This window comes from Marivirga lumbricoides (assembly GCF_014636295.1).
GTDB lineage: Bacteria > Bacteroidota > Bacteroidia > Cytophagales > Cyclobacteriaceae > Marivirga > Marivirga lumbricoides.
On sequence record NZ_BMEC01000001.1, the window covers coordinates 174,659 to 194,511 of the forward strand.

Genomic DNA, 19,853 nt, shown 5'->3' on the forward strand with positions numbered 1-19,853 from the left:
CAGCACAATGAATTAAATAGAGCCTATTAGGCAATTACACGAGAATCAACAATATGCATCTGAAAATCAGCAACAAAGGATTGCCCAATGTGTAATCTAATTGTAGATTACATATATAAGGTTCGCGTAAAGTGATCTTAATACAGAGGCTTTATATCGCTTTAAAAAGTTTAATAGGCGAGTAAGAAGAGAAACCCTTCCAATTATTGTGAAATGTTATAACCTGGATATAAATACGTAATAGAACTGATATTGCATTAGAATACTAACTATATGTTGATCGATTAAAAATGAGAAGCTTACTAATTTTATTACTACTTTATTGTAACAATACCTTTTCTCAGTCGGCCAAAACAGAGTTAACCCAACCTAATTACCGCTTTTCTCATATAAGCGTAGCTGACGGACTGGCTCCTGGTGCAGTGAACTGTATCTTTAAAGAAAGCAGAGGCTTTTTGTGGGTAGGCACTTCTTCAGGCCTTAGCAGGTATGATGGTTACAAAATAAAAAATTACCGTCCTGATCCTAAAAATGATTCTGCTTATCAATCATCGGGCTACAAAGGAATATTTGAAGACCCCTTAGGCAACATTTGGCTTCAGACCACCCTAGGTATCAATATTTTTAATCCCATAACCGAGAAGTTTTCATCTGATCAATTTTCAATTCTTCAACAACTGAATATTCCGGCTATTGAGGTTAAGGATATTGTGAAAGACCATAAAGGCAATTTCTGGTTTATTCATTCAAATGCCAGTCTTTCTAAATATAACCCTACGCTTCAAAAAGTAAACCATCTGGATTTAACTATTGAAGGTTTCAACAAGCAGGATTTGGACATTACCTATTTTGCAGAAAACAGCGAAGGAGATTTTTGGATTATTTTTAGTAATGGCATGCTTCAAAAGCTCAAAGCGAAATCTCTTGAAGTTAGCTATTCAACTACAGTACTGAATCAAAAATTCCCGGGAAAGCAACATGATTACCAACTCGTTATAGACAACTACGATAATCTGTGGATTCATTTATATGAGGATTTCGGCCTCTATTACTACAATGTCAGCAGTAATAAACTAAAAAATTACAATACGCAAACTTCCTCTATTCGATTGAGTAGCAACCTGATTAATGATTTTGTAAAAGATAATAAAGGGAAAATTTGGGTAGGAACTGACCATGGTGGTATAGATATTATTGATCCTGATAATTTTTCCGTTGACTATGTGAGCAACAATCCTGAAATACGCAGCAGTTTATCTCAAAATAGTATTACCTCTTTCTATAGAGATCGGGATGGTATTATATGGATTGGCACTTTCAAAAACGGACTTGACTACTACCATCCAAGCCTCATAAAATTTCCTTTGGAAAAAAAATTACTTTCCTCACCCGAAAGCTTACCATTTAACGATGTCAATGTTTTTACTGAAGATGAAAAAGGAAATATTTTTATAGGTACCAATGGAGGTGGTTTACTTTACTTCAACAGGAAAAAAGGAACTTATACACAGTACCAGCACGATCCTGATGATGCCTCAAGCATTTCAAGCAATGTGATTGTCAGCCTGCTTTACGATAGCAAAGGCACCCTTTGGGTGGGAACTTATCTTGGCGGATTGAATAAAATGACTTCAGATGGCTTTAAATCTTTTAAGCATATACCTTCTGATACTACAAGCATTGGTGGCAATAATGTGTGGGAATTACTGGAAGATTCCAGAGGAAACATGTGGGTAGGCACCCTAAGTGCCGGCCTTTACAAATTTGACAGGTCTACTGAAAAGTTTTTTCAAGTGAATGAGAAAGGAGAAAGGTTTGCTCCAAATATCACTTATGTATCTGCCATTGATGAAGATGATGAAAATAATATATGGGTTGGAGGGGTTAACGGAATAGACGTAATTCTATCTAATGGAAAGTTACTTCACTTTTCTTACGATGCAGATAAGAAAGCATCATTAAGTAGCAACTACATTCGCTCTATTTACAAAGATCATTTCAACAATATTTGGATTGGCACAGATGAAGGTCTGGATTTATATGACAGGCAAAACCAATCATTTTATCACTATAATCAGCAGGACGGCTTACCGGGGAAAAGAGTGGTTGCCATCACTTCAGATAATCAGTATGATATATGGCTTACATCTTCTTATGGCCTATCACAATTAAAAATAGATTCAGCAGGAACATTCAATAAAAGAATAACACCAAATTTTAAAAATTACAATTATGAAGATGGGTTGCAAGGAAACCTCTTCAATGAAAATGCAATCTTCAGCACCTCCAAAGGTGAATTATTAGTAGGAGGAATGGATGGGTACAACATCTTCAACCCTCAGCACTTTGAATACAACTCTAAGGAGCCGAAGATTATATTTACCGATTTTATATTATTCAACAGTAGCTTAAATCCTAATGAAGAGGTAAATGGCAGAGTAATTTTAAATGAACCGATACAGAGCACTGAAGAAATAACATTAAAATATGATGAGAACTTGTTTTCAGTGGAGTTTGCTGCTCTGGACTTCCTGCAACCTTCTAAAAACAAGTATCGGTACAAACTGGAAGGGTTCGACCAGCAATGGAGGAGTACAACTAGTGATTTAAGGAAAGTTACCTACACCAATCTGGATCCTGGCAATTATAAATTAAGGGTACAAGCAGCAAATAATGACGGGGTTTGGAATAAAGAAGGTGCTGAGTTAAAGATTGTAGTTTTACCTCCTTTTTACAAAACAACACTCGCTTACATTTCATATGCTATCTTATTAATACTGATCCTATATTTTTCCAGAAGAAATATTATACAAAAACAACACAAAAACTTCCAGATAGAGCAGGAAAAAAGAGAGGCTGCCTACCTCCATAAAATGGACTTGATGAAAATCAGTTTCTTTACCAACATCAACCACGAGTTTAAAACACCTATTTCCCTCATTTTGGCTTCTATAGAGAAATTACGCACCTATGATTTAAGAGAACAAAGCAAAGAACAGATAAACAGTATCCACAAAAGTGCTCAAAAGCTCTTAAGGCTGATTAATCAGATCCTTGATTTGGGCAATATTAAAAATGAATCCCTACTTTTTGAATCTGCCGGTAATATCATTGATTTTACTCAACAAATTGTGGATTCTTTCAAAGATCTGGCGGAAAACAGAGGTGTTAGAATTGAGTTTAATTCTCAGATTGAAGCTTTTCATTCACATTTTGATAAGGACAAGCTCGATAAAATTCTGTTTAACTTATTATCCAACGCAGTAAAATTTACTCCTAAAGGAGGCCTGGTAAAGGTGGAAGTCAAAATCAAAAAGGACTCCGGCTTAGAGGGGAAACAAAAACTATTTGATTTAAAAATTTCCGATACCGGTATAGGTATTCCGGAATCTGACAGGTCGAAGATTTTTGAAAGGTTTTTTAAAGCTGAACAACCAGCACACTTAGAAAATCAGGGAAGTGGTGTAGGCCTGGCCCTGGTTAAAGAATATATAGAACTTTTTCAGGGAAAAATCAGTGTTAAAAGTGCATTAGGTGAGGGAACGTTATTTCATATAAGCTTTCCGGTAAAACCAGCGCACACACCAAATCAGCCTACTTCATTAATAGTTAAGAAGGAGTTAAAAACCATCAATAATGAACTGCTCCCTAGCCTACTGATAATAGAGGATGATATGAGCTTTCTAAATCACCTAATACCCTATTTTAAAAATGAATACAATGTATTTATAGCTGCTGATGGAGAGGAAGGCTGGAAGAAAACTTTATCTGTTAGACCTGATATAATTATATGTGATTGGCAAATTCCCAAAATAACGGGGATTGAGCTATGTGATAAGCTAAGAGAAGACTCCAGAACTAAACATATACCTTTCATATTAATAACAGCCAATGACCTTGAAACAAGTAAATTAAAAGCCTTAAAAAGTGGAGTCAGTGATTACATTACAAAACCTTTCAATTTTGAAGAGCTTCAATCCAGAGTACAAAACCTCATTACTCAGCAACAACTCTTTAAGAAAACCTACAGTAAAAAAATAGAAGTGACTCCCGTTGAAAACAAAGTAACTTTTGAGAGTGAGGACGAAAAACTGATGAGGAAAGTATTGCAGATAATTAAGAGCAATGTAAATGACCCGAATTTTTCTGTAGACCATTTAGCAAAAGAGGCCGGAGTAAGCCGCAGTTTTCTTTATAACAAAACACTTACCCTTTTTCAGAAACCACCTTTACAGTTAATTACAGACACCCGACTGGAAGAGGGTAAAGAATTGCTCACTAAAACACAATTAACTATCTCGGAAATTGCATTTAAAGTAGGCTTTAACAATCCGAAATATTTTACACGCAACTTCAAGAAGAAATATAATGCCCTTCCCTCCTCTTACAGAACTGAAGCAAACTCCAAAAATTAAGAATTAGTCCCCGATAACCCTCTATCTCTTTAAGCAATAAAGCCTTCGCTGAAAAAAAAATTTCGCCAAATCGCTTCTAATTTTAAATATGCCCATTTTATTCCATATGAGCATATTTTGAAAACATTTTATCCCTTATAAAAACAATTTTGTCCCTAAAGTGAGGTGCTTGTTTCTATAAATTGCATCGCATATGAAAACGTTTGCACATTCCCTTCTTGAAAAACTACTATGGAAAAAATTTTTGCAGGAAGGAATATAATTCATCTAAACCCTATACACATGAATAAAAAATTATCAATGAAAGCGAAAAGTTGGAAGTACCTGCTTTTCTGCGTTTTTAGCATTTTTAGCATATCCTTTAGTATGGCTCAAGATGTTACGGTAAGTGGTACTGTAACCGCTTCAGATGACGGAGGTACAATTCCCGGAGTAAGTATTCTGGTTACAGGAACCTCCCGTGGTACTACTACGGACCTAGATGGTAGATATACGATAGAAGTACCACAAGATGCTGAATTAGCCTTCAGCTTTGTGGGTTATGCCACTGAAATAGTACAGGTAGCTGGCAGATCTGTTATAGATGTAAATATGCAGCTTGATATTTCTGAGCTAAGCGAGGTAGTGGTAATTGGTTATGGTACTCAGAAAAAATCTCTGGTAACAGGAGCCAATTTACAGGTAGATGGTGAAGAACTACAAAACCAAAGCAGAACAAATCCTCTTGAAGCATTACAAGGTAAAACTTCCGGAGTTCAGATAACTTCTACTTCAGGTCAGCCTGGCTCAGGCCTTAATGTAGTGATCAGAGGGCTTGGCTCTACCGGTGGCAGCAACCCTCTATACGTAGTAGATGGTGTATTAACATCAGATATCTCCTATTTAAACAGCGCTGATATTGAGTCTATCTCTGTATTGAAAGATGCGGCTTCGGCAGCTATATATGGCTCTCAGGCTTCTAATGGTGTGGTTCTGGTAACTACCAAAAGCGGACGCAAAAACACTTCCAAAGTTACTTTTGATTCTTATTATGGTGTACAGTCAGTTCCTTCCAGGATTGACATGTTGAATTCCAGAGAATATGCTGTAATAATGAATGAAGCAGCTGTCAACAATGGCAGACAGCGCTTATTTAGCAATAGTGAAATAGAAAACCTAAGTACAGACACTGATTGGATGGGGTACATGTTTGAAGATAATGTAGCTACTCAAAACTACAGTCTTGGCTTTTCAGGTGGTGGAGATAACAGCACTTATTCCTCTTCATTTTCCTATACACAACAGGGTGGTATTGTTGGTGGAGAAGATTTATCCAATTATGAACGCTACAACGCCCGTATTAACTCCACTAATGACATGTATAATGGGTTCCTTACTTTTGGGGAAAATTTAAGCTTTGCTTATATTAAAAGTAATGGTGTTAGAGTAGGTGACCAGTTTAATAACTCATTGAGACCTGCCTTTGGAGCATCACCTTTACTACCATTTGCCGATGAAAATGGTGACTATTACAATACCACAGGTGATTCTGAACCATGGTTAAATGGCTATTCTAATCCTTATGCTGAAATGCAGCTAAATAACCAGAATGAAAACAATACACAGAAGCTATTGGGTAATGTATATGCTGAACTGAATCTGCTGCATAATTTAAAATTTCGCACCAGTTTAGGTTTAGATTATTATGCCTCAGAAGGACACTCCTACGAGCCGATTTATGAATTATCCATTTACTCGTTCAGGCAATATGACAGAGTTTACCAATCTCAAAGTAAAGGTTATACCATGTTGTGGGATAACTTACTTACCTATGATTTTAGCATAAAGGCTGATCATCAATTTCAGGCTATGGCAGGTACTTCAGCTTATAATTATCAAGGTACCAACATAAGTGGCAATAATGTTAACCTTATATTCAATAGCCTGAAATATGCGTGGCTAAGCAATGCCACCAATTCTAATGGCGCTCAAATGAATATCAATGGTGGTCCTGAATACACTAATAAAAGAATGTCTTACTTCGGTAGATTAAACTATAACTACAAAGAAAAATACTTAATTAATACTACTTTCAGAGCAGATGGCTCTTCAAATTTTTCAAAAAGTAATCGTTGGGGTTACTTCCCTTCTATTTCCGGTGGCTGGGTAATTTCCGATGAGGACTTTCTACCAAAATCACCATTGCTCAACTTTTTAAAGTTAAGAGCAAGCTGGGGACAGGTAGGTAATCAAAACGCAGGAGCTTTCCAATATTTAGCACCTATTACTTTTGCTAATACTAACTACAACTTTGGTGATGAAGAAGGTGTACTCACTCCGGGAGCCTACCCAAGCAGATTGGCAAATAGTGATCTTAAATGGGAAGTTTCAGAGCAAACTAACATTGGTATTGATGCCAGATTACTAAGTAATACATTATCTGTTAACCTGGATGTATATCAAAAAATCAACAAAGACTGGATTATTCTGGCTCCTGTACTTGCTACTGCAGGCGCAGATGCACCCTTTATTAATGGAGGGGATGTTACCAACAAAGGGATAGAGCTGGCACTTAACTATAATAACAACATAGGTGATTTAGAATACAGTGTTGGAATTAACGGAGCTTATAATCAAAACAAGGTAGGAAATGTACCTACAGCAGACGGAATTATTCACGGAGAAATCAATCAACTTTATGATAATTCACCAGAGTTTTACCGAGCTGAGAGTGGTTTTCCATTAGGTTATTTCTGGGGACTGGAAACAGACGGAATCTTCCAGAACCAGGCAGAAATAAATGCATACTCGTCTGATGGAGAACTTATCCAACCTACTGCAAGCCCGGGAGATGTTAAATTTGTAGATCAAAATGGAGACGGGGTTATTAATTCTTCAGATAAAGTTAATATTGGAAACCCTAACCCTGATTTTACTTTTGGCTTAAATCTTAACCTGAACTACAAAGGTTTTGACCTGCTTTTAACAGCCAATGGAGTAGCAGGTAATCAAATTGTACAATCTTACCGAAATCAGGCAAGTCAATTTGCCAACCATACTTCGGAGGTATTGGGTAGATGGACAGGAGAAGGTACTTCCAACACCATTCCAAGGGTAACTTTAGACAATAGAAACTATACCAATTTTTCTGACTTATACGTAGAAAACGGGGATTTTCTTCGAATCAATAACCTAACAATAGGTTATGACCTTACCAAAGCAGCTAAAAATCTACAAATAGAGAAATTAAGAGTATATGCTTCAGGGCTTAACCTTTATACATTCACAAACTACAGTGGAATGGATCCGGAAATAGGTTATGGAATTTCATCTAATAATTATTCCTTCTCTTCAGGAGTTGATTTAGGTTACTATCCCAGGCCACGTACCTTTTTAGTTGGTTTAAATGTAATATTTTAAAAATCTTTCAGATATGAAACTATATAATTTTTATTTACTACTCATTATTTTGGGTGCATTTACAGTTACTTCCTGCACAGATGAATACCTGGATGCAGAACCGCTTACAGAGCGTAACACCGACAACTTCTATAAAACACCTGCTGATGTTTATGATGCTTTAGTAGGATGTTATGATGGAATGCAAGTTGCAGTGGGCGGGGTTAGCGGCCTAAGTTACCCTATCACATCAATGATTCTATCGGATAATTTATACGGTGGAACTGGAAATGCAGATGCTTTTACTTTTCAAACTGTAGATGAATTTGATTTAAGCCGTGCACCTGCTGAACAGAATTTATTAGAGCCTTTGTGGGTGGCTTATTACAGAGGAATTTACAGATGTAATTCACTACTGCAAAATGTTAACAATGTAGAATGGGGCACTGATACAGCATTAAGAGATCAATATATAGCTGAAACAAGGGTAATCAGATCATACCTTTATTTCCAAATGGTGAAATTATGGGGAAACATTCCTTTACTCACTGAACCCTCTCCTGAAAATATAGAGCAAGCTGAAGCAGAAGAAGTATACAAGGTAATTGCTGAGGACTTAGTTTTTGCTTCTGAGAATTTGCCAGATCAGCCTTATACAAGTGTTGAAGCAGGCAGAATTACCAAATGGGCTGCCAAATCTTTGCTGGGTAGGGTTTACCTTTACTATACTGGTTATTACGGAGCAACTGATTTAGTAGGAATTGTATCAAAAGACAAAGCTCTGCAACATTTAGAAGATGTAATTGCTTCAAGCGGGCATGATTTAGTTCCTGATTTTGCTTCTTTATGGCCAGCCGCTTCCCTGGAAGACTATGCAGGAGAAAACAATGAAGAAGTAGTTTTCTCTGTTAAACTGACTTACACAAGTGATTACAATGGTAATACTGATGGTAACCACTGGATGGTAATGTTAGGAATGCGTGAATTTGCCTCTTATCCTTACGGAAATGGTTGGGGAATTACAGTAACTCCTAAAATATACCAGGCTTTTAGTGCTAACGACAGTAGAAGAAATGCATCTATTATAGCAATAGATGAAGAAAATATACCTTTTGATAAAATTAACAGTCAGCGTGAATATACTGGTTATTACAGCAAAAAATATGCGCCATTAGTAGATTCAGCCGGGACCAGCATCACTGCAGCTGTAGGTGCAACCGACTTTCAAATTGGACAGTTTCAAGACTTTTTCGTGATTCGCTATTCCGATGTGTTGCTTATGGCTGCTGAATTAGGTAGTACTAATGCACAGGACTACCTGGACAAAGTAAGAAGCAGAGCCTTTGGAGAAAATTTCACAAGTGTGCCCGTAAGTACTGAAGCCATTCAAAATGAAAGACAATTAGAATTTGCTCTTGAAGGTATCCGCTATTGGGATTTATTAAGAAGAGGTGTTGATGTGGCAGCCAGCATTATTGCAGAATCAACCACTCTATCTAATGGAGGAGTAGCAACTCCAAAAACAATTTCTGCCTCCAATATTCTGGCAACTAAAGGATTGCAGCAAATCCCCAATAATCAGATTACACTTTCGAATGAAGTATTAAAGCAAAATACTGGTTGGTAATAATTAAATTAAGATAAGATATGAAAAATTTATTTATAATTCTATCGGCATTCGTAATTGCTTTTACAGCTTGCGAATCACATGAAAATGAATTACCCTCAATTGATATAAATCAAAGCGACCTCAATTTTGTAGTCACTCAGAACCCTGAAAAGGATAATGAAGTAACTATGGAAAGCACGGATAAATCCGTTATTCCTTATTGGGAATATACAAAAGATGGTGAAGTATGGGGGTTTTCCAATAAGAAAAAATTCATGGTAAACCTCCCATTCCTTGGGACTTACTCAGTCAACTATCATGTATTAACAGGCGGAGGAACTTTTGAAGCTGAACCAGTGCAAATAACTGTTACCAGTAACGATGAAGAGTTCTTTAGTGCAGAAGAATGGGGAATGCTAACCGGAGGAGTAGAAGGTAAAACATGGGTTTTAAACATGGAAAGCCCAATGGGTTTCGGAGGTTTAGATTTTCCTTACAATGAAGAGGGTGCTGACTACTGGAATTGGTATCCTGATTTAGCAAGTAATGATTGGATAATGGAAGACAAAAACTGGGGTGAAATGACATTTGACCTCAATGGTAGCTATAATGTATCTGTTACACAGACTGCCTTGAATTCCTCTGAACAAACTACTAAAAAAGGCTCATTTAATTACGATATTGAAGAACATAGCTTAATTTTTAATGGTGGCGTTGAAATGCTTATCGGAGGTGACCATTACCCGGATGCCAGCACCTGGAGCAATGTTGAAATTATTGAATTATCTGACAGTACATTGAGACTAGCCACAATAAGAGACCAAAGCAGAACAGGTGAAGGATTGGCTAAGCTGATATTTCATTACAAACCTAAAGAATAGTATTTTAATACATTGATAAAAGAACCTAAGACTCTAATAATAAGAGTCTTAGGTTTTCACTTATTTATCTCCTTACAATTTAACTAATGATCAAAAGGAATTCTCTCTTTATACTTATCTTACTTCTTTCTGCTAAATATATAGCCGCACAAAGCTTTATTACCTCAAAAAGCAATGACAGAAAAATACCTTTCAACGAAAACTGGAAATTCCATTTAAATGAGGAGGGTACAGACACGCTATCAAAAGCTTCAGACTGGCAAACTCTGAACCTCCCCCATGATTGGAGCATTGAAAGAAACTTTGATGAAAATAGCAAAGCAGGAATTGGCGGAGGAGCATTAAGCGGAGGTCTTGGCTGGTATAAAAAAGAATTCACTCTTTCTAAAAAAGATTCCGGTAAAAAAATCAGCATCCTCTTTGATGGCGTTTACATGAACAGCGAGGTTTGGATCAATGGCCACTACTTAGGCAAAAGACCAAATGGCTACATCGGTTTCTCTTATGACTTAACCCCTCACCTTAATTATGGCTCAAAAGCCAATGAAATTTTGGTAAAAGTAGACAATTCGCAGCAGCCCAATTCCAGGTGGTATTCAGGCAGCGGAATTTACAGAAACGTGTGGCTCATTGCTACTAATCAGTTGCACGTAGCACAATGGGGCACATTTGTTACCACTCCCTTAGTAACTGAAGAAAGTGCCACTATTACAGTACAGGTAGACATCGTAAATGAATACAAAGACAATAAAGATGCTTCAATAACTCATTACATTACTGATAATGGTAAAAAGCTGGCAAGTGCTCAGTCTCAAACAATATCTATTGAAGCCAATAAAAACAAAAAAATTACTCAGTCATTCACATTAAAAAACCCGACTTTATGGTCGGTAAAGCAACCACATATGTACTCCCTGATCACAGAAATAACTGTAGAAGGAAAAGTAGTAGATCAGTATGAAACACCTGTAGGCATTCGTTCCTTCAAGTTTGATCTGGACAAAGGGTTTATCCTCAATGGAAAGTCTGTAAAGATTAAGGGTGTTTGCCTACACCATGATTTAGGTCCTTTGGGTGCCGCTGTCAATACCCGGGCTATTGAACGACAGCTCGAAATCATGAAAGAAATGGGGGTAAACGGTATCCGTACTGCGCACAATCCTCCTGCTCCTGAATTACTCGATCTCTGTGATGAAATGGGCTTTATCGTAATGGATGAGTCATTTGATATCTGGGAAAGCAGCAAAACTACTTTTGATTATGGTACTGAATGGGATGAATGGCATAAGAAAGATTTGGAAGATCAAATCCTGAGGGACAGAAACCATCCAAGTATTTTTATGTGGAGCATTGGAAATGAAGTGCATGAGCAATGGAGTGAAAGAGGTGCTGAAATAGGGCGTGAATTATCTGCAATAGTAAAAAACATGGACACAACCCGCCTGGTTACAGCAGGAATGAACCCTCCTATTCATGTAAAAGATGCGGGTGTTACCATTCAGTTTGAAGAAACAGCAGCCGAACCCAATGCATTAGCAGGCTCTGGCGCTTTAGACATCATTGGTTATAATTATGCCCATCAGACTTATAAAGATCACCAAAAGAATTTTCCTAATACGCCATTTATCGCAACGGAAACTTCTTCTGCCCTGGCTACCAGAGGTTATTACGAATTTCCTTCTGACACTACCAAAATATGGCCCCTGCGATGGGATAAATTATTCACAGAAGGAAACGCTGACAATACTGTTTCAGCATTTGACCAGGTGCGTACACCCTGGGGTTCTTTGCACGAAACCACCTGGAAAATCATTAAGAAATATGATTTCCTTTCCGGATTTTACATCTGGACAGGCTTTGACTACTTAGGTGAACCCACTCCTTACACCTGGCCTTCAAGGAGCTCCTATTTCGGCATAGTAGACTTAGCAGGTTTCCCAAAGGATAGCTATTACATGTACAAAAGCGAATGGACACAAGATACAGTATTGCACATTCTACCACATTGGAACTGGGAAAAGGGGCAAACGGTAGATGTTTGGGCCTACTACAACCACGCTGACGAAGTAGAGTTGTTCCTGAATGGAAAGGCAATCGGCAAAAAACGTAAAGAAGGAGATGATTTGCACGTGATGTGGAGATTTCCTTTTGAAGCAGGCACACTTATGGCAAAATCATATAAAAATGGAAAGCTGGTAAAAGAAACTGAAGTGAAAACTGCCGGAAAGCCAGCCAAACTCCAACTTCAAGCAGATAGAAAAATCATTAAAGCCGATGGAAAAGACCTATCCTTTATCACGGTGAATATCACTGATAAAGATGGAGTGTTGGCACCGAGAGCAGACCATAATATTCAGTTTTCTGTAGAAGGCAATGGTAAAATAGTAGGCGTGGCAAGTGGAGACCCAACTAACCATCAATCCTTTAAAGGAAAAGAGCATAAAGCATTAAATGGCAAATGTCTTGTAATAGTCCAGTCAGAAAAGGAACCCGGAGCTATTACTTTAAAAGCAAGTGCCAACGGTTTAGAAACATCATCAATTTCAATTATATCTGAATAATAAAAAATGCAATTAAACACTTTAACACCACCTACCGGAATGCTCAAGCGCTTCAGGAAACTGATACTAATTGGAGCCTGCAGCTTACCGGCTATTGCTGTGCAGGCGCAAATCCAGAACACTGATGTGCTGAATGAGCCGTACGATGTTAGTAAAGATTTCGAAAATTATCAGAACACCTTCTATTTTGCCGATGAACTGGTTGCATTCGATCCTGCAACAGGAAAAGGCACTATCAGGTACCAACGATACAATTACGAAACAAGGCAGGCTTTCGACAATATGCTGGTAAAGCCTATTGCAGCGGAAGCCAACGAATTTCCTACTACTGAATACGAAGCTGCTCCTGAACTTCCTTTTCAGCTACAGTTTGTGTCGGATAGAACCATCAGAATAAAGATGGCTTCCGGCCCGCAATTTCACAATCAGGAAGAATCACTCATGTTGGTGGAAGGAACCGCTCCCAACCATCCTGAATTATGGCAACATGCTAAAATAGCGAATGGCTTCAGGTATACTAGTGCGCATGGAATGGTAGAAATTATCAGCAAGCCCTGGCATGTAAAAATCTACGATGAAAACAGGAAGCTGCTTACCAGTACCTTGCATGCCGATGATGTAACGAATACCTACACACCTGTGCTGCCTTTTTCTTATGTGAGAAGAAACAGCGATTATTCACGTAGTGTGGCACCTGTATTTTCTTTGGAGCCGGATGAAAAAATATTCGGATGTGGTGAGTCCTTTACTCAATTTAACAAGAGAGGACAGAAAGTAGTGCTTTTTGTAGATGATGCCAATGGCGTACAAAATGAAACTATGTACAAGCCTATTCCATTTTACATGAGCAGCCGTGGATATGGCGTTTTCATGCATACCTCCTCCCCTGTTACAGTTGATTTTGGTAAATACTTCAGCGGTGCCAATAAAATGATGTTGGGTGATGATGAAGCGGATTTGTTCATCTTTTTGGGAGACCCCAAAGATATACTGGATGAATATACTGACCTGACAGGTAAATCAGCCATGCCTCCATTGTGGTCATTCGGCTTCTGGATGAGCAGAATAACTTACTTCTCAGAACAGGAAGGCCGTGACATCGCTAAAAACCTCAGAAAAAATAAAATACCAAGCGATGTAATTCATTTTGATACTGGCTGGTTCGATATCGACTGGAGAAACAATTACGAATTTTCTGAAGACCGCTTTGATGACCCTGCTGATATGATGGCAGATATGAAAGAGCAGGGATTCCATGTATCCTTATGGCAACTACCGTATTTCACGCCTAAAAACACACTTTTTAATGAAATTGTTGATCAGGAATTAGCCGTGAAAGACAGAAAAGGCAATATTCCTTATGAGGATGCCGTGCTGGATTTCTCTAATCCTGAGACGGTTGGCTGGTACCAGTCCAAATTAAAGAACTTATTTGACCAGGGTGTGAGCGTTTTCAAAGTAGATTTCGGTGAAGCAGCTCCATTCACAGGCCTTTATAAATCAGGCAGAACCGGTTTTTACGAGCACAATTTATATCCGCTTCGCTACAACAAAGCGGTAGCTGAAATCACACAAAAAGAAAAAGGTTACAGCTTAATTTGGGCAAGAAGTACCTGGGCTGGTAGCCAACGCTATCCGCTACACTGGGGAGGCGATGCTGCCACCACTAATTCAGCCATGTCAGCCACTTTAAGAGGCGGGCTTTCACTGGGACTAAGTGGATTTTCCTTCTGGAGCCATGATGTAGGTGGTTTCGTTACCAAATCACCGGAAGATTTATACAGAAGATGGACTCCTTTTGGAATGCTTACTTCGCACGTAAGAAGCCACGGTGAGCCACCAACCGAGCCCTGGGAATACAGCGCCAGTTTTCTGAAGGATTTCAGAAATGCTGACAATATGCGCTATGAATTAATGCCTTACATCTACGCGCAGGCAAAGGAAAGTTCAGAAAAAGGCCTACCCATGATGAGGGCTCTGTTTGTAGAGTTTCCTGATGATCCGGGTGCGTGGTTAATTGATAATGAGTACCTATTTGGCGAAAGCATGCTGGTAGCTCCTCTTTTTGAGGAAGTGAAGGAAAGAGATGTGTATTTACCGGAAGGCACCTGGATTGACTACCAAACGAAAAAAGTATATCAGGGCGGCTGGCACAAAATTAAAGCAGGTGATATCCCAATCATTGTGCTGGTAAGAAACGGAACTGTTATTCCTCATATCAAATTAGCGCAATCCACACAAGCTATGGATTGGAGCAATATTCAGCTGAAAGTATATGCAGATACAAAAACTAACACTGCTACAGGAGATCTTTTTCTTCCGGAAGGCAAGCAATTAGAGAACATCACTGTCACCCGAAAAGACAAAGGATTTGAAATCAAAGAAAATCCGCTTGAAGGTAAAGTGAAATTTAAAACAGAATGGGTTCAATAGTTTAAATCGGTTGGAGCCTCGGGTGCTCTTAGGATGCACCTGAGGTTTTTTGAAGTTGAAATTTTAGAAAAATAATGAGTAAATTAATAAATAAAGCATTTTTAGCCTTAGTGCTATTAGTAAGCATAGCTGCCTGTAAACCTAAAGTAGCAGCCGAACAGAGCTATGAGTTCTCTTCTCCCGAAGGTGTTAACAGTATCACCTTCAGCATGCAAAATAATCGTCCGCAGTACGCTGTAAACCATGGAGGAAAGGAAGTTATCCTGCCTTCTGAAATGGGATTTGTTTTTAAAGGAAATGATACGCTACAGCAAAACTTTGAAGTGTTGAATGTAGAGGAATCATCATTTGATGAAACATGGAAACAGGTTTGGGGTGAAAAGCATGAAATCAGGAATAACTACAGTCAGCTAGTGGTTCATTTGCAGGAAAAAACAGCTGCTAAGCGAAAGCTGGACATAGAATTTAGGGCTTTTGACGATGGAGTAGCTTTCCGTTACGTTTTTCCTGAGCAGGGCATTGAAGACAGCCTGTTTATCATGGATGAGCTTACCACCTTTCAACTAAAGGAAGATGGTAAAGCCTGGTGGATTCCAGCGTATCACGAGCAGCGCTACGAGAACCTTTTCACGGCTTCACCGGTAAGTGAATTGGACACCGTACATACACCACTAACAATTGAGCTCAACAGCGGACTCAACATCAGTTTTCATGAAGCCAACCTCACGGATTTTGCCAGCACAACGCTCGCGCATACTGAAGGTACTACTTTAAAAACTGACCTTGTACCCTGGTCAGATGGGGTTAAGGTAAAAACAGCAGGATCATTTAAAACTCCATGGCGCACTCTGCAAATAGGAGAAGAGCCTGGTGACTTAATTACTTCCTATTTGATTCTTAACCTAAATGAACCTAATCAAATAGAAGATACATCCTGGATAAAAACATTTAAGTACACAGGAATTTGGTGGGGCATGCATATTGGCAAATTCTCTTTTTGGGAAGGGCCTAAACAGGGAGCCACCACTAAAAATGCCAAAGAGCATATTGACATGAATAAAAAATTAGGCATTAATTACTTACTGATTGAAGGCTGGAACAAAGGCTGGACTCCTTCATGGTACGAGAATGCCATGCATCAATTCAGTTTTACTAAAGAGGCGGACAATTTCAATCTAAAGGAAGTAACAGACTACGCTAAGGCAAATGATGTAGAAATAGTAGGTTACCATGAAACCGGTTCTAATCTGTACAACTACCTTTCTCAAATTGATTCAGCTTTTGCGCTGTACAAGAAGCATGGAATTAATACAGTAAAAATCGGGCATGTAGGCTCTAAATTGAATATGAAGGAATGGCACCAGGGTCAGTTTGGTGTAAACTATTTCCGTTCTATACTTAAAAAAGCTGCTGATTACGAATTAGAGGTATATTTTCATGAACCTATAAAAGATACCGGTGAAAGACGCACCTATCCTAATATGATGGCAAGAGAAGGCGCTCGCGGCCAGGAATACAATGCCTGGAGCGATGGTAATCCTCCTGCTTATACCACCACTATTCCATTCACAAGAATGTTGGCAGGACCAATGGATTTTACGCCTGGAGTATTTGATGTGGAAGTAAAGCAAGGTTATCCGGGAAGAAGAGTGCATAGTACTACTGCCAAGCAAATGGCATTGAGCGTGGTTATCTACTCCCCTATTTTAATGCTGGCTGACTTACCTGAGAATTACATAGACCAACCTGCTTTTCAATTTTTCAATGATATCCCCACAGATTGGGAAGATACAAAAGTGCTGAATGGAAAAATTGGAGAATACATCACTACAGTAAGAAAGGATTTGAATAGTGAAGACTGGTACCTGGGCAGTATTACCAATGAAGAAGCGCGTGAAATTGAGATTTCTTTGGGCTTCTTACATCCGGAAAATGAATATGAGGCACAAATTTATGCTGATGCAAACGGAACAGGCTATCAGAACAATCCTGCTGAAGTAGCAATCAGTAAGCAAAAAGTAGTTAATCATGATAAGTTAACGCTAAAACTGGGAGCCAGTGGTGGTACAGCCATAAGATTTAGAAAATTATAATTGAAGACAACTACTTAGCCAAGGCTTATACAGAACCTCGGCTAAGTAGGATTTTTAATAAACCCAAAGAAACAACAAAACATGAATAAACAAATTTTAAGTTCTATGGCAATTGCCGTCTGCACTCTCCTTTTCAGCTGTTCAGATAGCACTACCGGAATGAATTCAACTGAGGAAAGTACAGATTCTTTCACTACCTCCTCCGAATACCAGGGACGCCCCATCAATATGAATTATGAAGATAAAATTGACAGCCTCATTGCAGAAATGACATTAGAGGAAAAGACAGGTTTACTTCACGGACACAGCATGTTTACCACAAAGGCTGTGGAGCGTTTGGGAATACCTGAACTTAAAATGGCTGATGGTCCTTTGGGTGTAAGGGAGGAACTGGAAAGAGAATCATGGGCTCCTTTAGGTCTTGAGGATGACTACGCCACCTACTACCCTGCCGGTGCAGGCCTTTCAGCCACCTGGAATACTGAATTAGCCTATGTTTTCGGAAATAGTGTGGGAGAAGAAGCCAGAGCACGTAATAAAGATGTGATTCTTTCGCCTGCCATTAATATCATCAGAACACCTGTGGGAGGAAGAACTTATGAGTACTTTACTGAAGATCCCTTCTTAAATAAAAAACTGGCTGTGCCTTTTATAGTGGGGATTCAGGAAAATGATGTGGCTGCTTGTGTAAAACACTATGCTGCCAATAACCAGGAAACTAACAGGGATTTTGTTGATGTGCAAATTGATGAGCGTACACTACGCGAAATCTACCTGCCAGCCTTTAAAGATGCCGTTACAGAAGCACATGCTTACAGTATGATGGGGGCTTATAACAAATTCAGAGGAGAATATTTGTGCGAAAATGATTATATGCTTAACCAGGTACTGAGAGACGAGTGGGGTTTTAAAGGAATTGTAATCTCAGACTGGGCAGCAGTTCATACCACCGTAAACTCTCTTAAAAGTGGATTGGATGTAGAAATGGGTACTCCAAAGCCTTTTGATGAATTCTTTTTGGCTCAGCCACTTATTGATTCAGTAAAAGCGGGTAAAATTTCGGAAGAAGAGGTTGATAAGCATGTGAAGCGTGTATTACGTTTAATGTTTACGCTCAATAGTATGGGAGACACTGAAAGCCATAAAGAAGGAAGCATCAATACAGAAGCTCATTTTAAAGATGCTTATAATATTGCCTCAGAATCTATTGTGCTTCTTAAAAATGAAAAGGACTTATTACCTATCAATACACAAGAAATCAGCAGTATAGCAGTAATTGGAGCTAACGCAACCAAGAAAAATGCTTTAGGAGGATTTGGTGCCGGAGTAAAAACTAAAAGAGAGGTTACACCACTAGAGGGATTAAAAAATAGGTTACCTTCTGATATTACCATAAATTATGCTGAAGGATATCAGGAACGCTATGCCCCTAAAAAAGAAGCTAAGTTTGGAGAAGTAACACAATCCAGAACGGAGACTATTGATGAGTTAGACCCTCAATTACTGGAAGAAGCCCTTGAAGCCGTAAGAAATTCTGAACTGACTATTATTTTTGCGGGTTCCAACAGAGACTATGAAACAGAAGCTTCTGACCGTGCAGATTTATCTTTGCCTTTCGGACAGGAGGAGTTGATTCAAAAAGTACTGGAAATAAACCCAAATGCTATTGTAGTAATGATAGCAGGAGCACCTTTTGAGATAGAAAATATTAGCAAAAACACACACTCCCTTGTATGGAGCTGGTTCAATGGTTCCGAAGGTGGAAATGCTCTTGCTGATGTTTTAATAGGTGAAGTTAATCCATCAGGTAAACTGCCGTGGACTATGCCTAAAAAACTGGAAGACTCCCCTGCCCATGCCACTAATAGCTTCCCGGGTGATCAAACAGTAACTTATGATGAAGGCATTTTGGTAGGCTACAGATGGTTTGATACTAAAGATATAGCTCCTCTTTATCCGTTTGGTTACGGACTTTCCTACACTGATTTCAGTCTGTCAAATCTTACAGCTAATCAAAAGGAATATACCAAAGGTGATCTTATTCAGCTCTCTGTAGATGTTAGCAATACAGGAGCTTTTGATGGTAAAGAAGTAGTGCAGGTATACGTATCTAAGCCAAACTCCAAAGTAGAGAGAGCTGCCAAGGAACTGAAAGGTTTTGCTAAGCAAGCTGTCGCTTCAGGAAAGACAGAACAAGTTACCCTTGCTATTCCAGTAAAAGAATTGGCTTATTTTGATGCTTCAGAAATGAAGTGGAAAGTTGAGCCGGGAACCTACAAAATTCTGGTAGGTAATTCATCAAGAAATATATTACAGGAAACTGAAATTACTATTAAATAAATACTGGAATTAGAAATTTGTCCATTTAGCGTTAAACCTCGGGAAAATCAAAACTTATGGAACTACCACTAATTTAGTGGTAGTCCTGTCTTTTCATAGAATGATCGGCCTTATTCATTTTAGGGGTTTTGTAATTCTAATTA

8 protein-coding genes are annotated in these 19,853 nt (G+C 38.6%); all 8 read left to right on the forward strand.

Features of this window, described 5'->3' with window-relative positions:
* Positions 1 to 290 precede the first annotated feature (290 nt).
* The 8 genes from IEV85_RS00755 (at position 291) to IEV85_RS00790 (ending at position 19,710) form a co-directional block, all read left to right on the forward strand.
* Positions 291 to 4,415 (forward strand): hybrid sensor histidine kinase/response regulator transcription factor, encoded by a 4,125-nt coding sequence (locus tag IEV85_RS00755; protein WP_188459889.1) that lies wholly within the window; start codon positions 291 to 293, stop codon positions 4,413 to 4,415.
* A 282-nt stretch (positions 4,416 to 4,697) separates the two neighbouring features.
* Entirely contained in the window at positions 4,698 to 7,814 is a 3,117-nt protein-coding gene (locus IEV85_RS00760; RefSeq protein WP_188459890.1) for a SusC/RagA family TonB-linked outer membrane protein, read from the forward strand.
* A 13-nt stretch (positions 7,815 to 7,827) separates the two neighbouring features.
* Positions 7,828 to 9,420 carry a RagB/SusD family nutrient uptake outer membrane protein gene (locus IEV85_RS00765; RefSeq protein WP_188459891.1) on the forward strand — a complete coding sequence of 531 codons (1,593 nt, stop codon included), beginning with the start codon at positions 7,828 to 7,830 and terminating at the stop codon, positions 9,418 to 9,420.
* Between the two features lie 20 nt (positions 9,421 to 9,440).
* Entirely contained in the window at positions 9,441 to 10,283 is an 843-nt protein-coding gene (locus IEV85_RS00770) for a hypothetical protein (RefSeq protein WP_188459892.1), read from the forward strand.
* Positions 10,284 to 10,369: 86 nt separating this feature from the next.
* Positions 10,370 to 12,844 carry a beta-galactosidase GalB gene (gene galB, locus IEV85_RS00775; RefSeq protein WP_188459893.1) on the forward strand — a complete coding sequence of 825 codons (2,475 nt, stop codon included), beginning with the start codon at positions 10,370 to 10,372 and terminating at the stop codon, positions 12,842 to 12,844.
* A 6-nt stretch (positions 12,845 to 12,850) separates the two neighbouring features.
* Positions 12,851 to 15,277 carry a glycoside hydrolase family 31 protein gene (locus tag IEV85_RS00780; RefSeq protein ID WP_229712459.1) on the forward strand — a complete coding sequence of 809 codons (2,427 nt, stop codon included), beginning with the start codon at positions 12,851 to 12,853 and terminating at the stop codon, positions 15,275 to 15,277.
* A 74-nt stretch (positions 15,278 to 15,351) separates the two neighbouring features.
* Entirely contained in the window at positions 15,352 to 17,370 is a 2,019-nt protein-coding gene (locus IEV85_RS00785) for a glycoside hydrolase family 97 protein (protein ID WP_188459894.1), read from the forward strand.
* Between the two features lie 81 nt (positions 17,371 to 17,451).
* Positions 17,452 to 19,710, forward strand: coding sequence for a beta-glucosidase family protein (locus IEV85_RS00790; protein WP_229712460.1), 2,259 nt, complete (start codon positions 17,452 to 17,454; stop codon positions 19,708 to 19,710).
* The last annotated feature ends 143 nt before the right edge of the window (positions 19,711 to 19,853 follow it).

What these genes read in the sequence shown, in the direction of transcription:
- IEV85_RS00770 (WP_188459892.1), top strand. Translation starts at nt 9,441, where the DNA reads ATGAAAAATTTATTTATAATTCTATCGGCATTCGTAATTGCTTTTACA.
- IEV85_RS00765 (WP_188459891.1), top strand. Translation starts at nt 7,828, where the DNA reads ATGAAACTATATAATTTTTATTTACTACTCATTATTTTGGGTGCATTT.
- IEV85_RS00760 (WP_188459890.1), top strand. Translation starts at nt 4,698, where the DNA reads ATGAATAAAAAATTATCAATGAAAGCGAAAAGTTGGAAGTACCTGCTT.
- IEV85_RS00785 (WP_188459894.1), top strand. Translation starts at nt 15,352, where the DNA reads ATGAGTAAATTAATAAATAAAGCATTTTTAGCCTTAGTGCTATTAGTA.
- IEV85_RS00790 (WP_229712460.1), top strand. Translation starts at nt 17,452, where the DNA reads ATGAATAAACAAATTTTAAGTTCTATGGCAATTGCCGTCTGCACTCTC.
- IEV85_RS00755 (WP_188459889.1), top strand. Translation starts at nt 291, where the DNA reads ATGAGAAGCTTACTAATTTTATTACTACTTTATTGTAACAATACCTTT.
- IEV85_RS00780 (WP_229712459.1), top strand. Translation starts at nt 12,851, where the DNA reads ATGCAATTAAACACTTTAACACCACCTACCGGAATGCTCAAGCGCTTC.
- galB (WP_188459893.1), top strand. Translation starts at nt 10,370, where the DNA reads ATGATCAAAAGGAATTCTCTCTTTATACTTATCTTACTTCTTTCTGCT.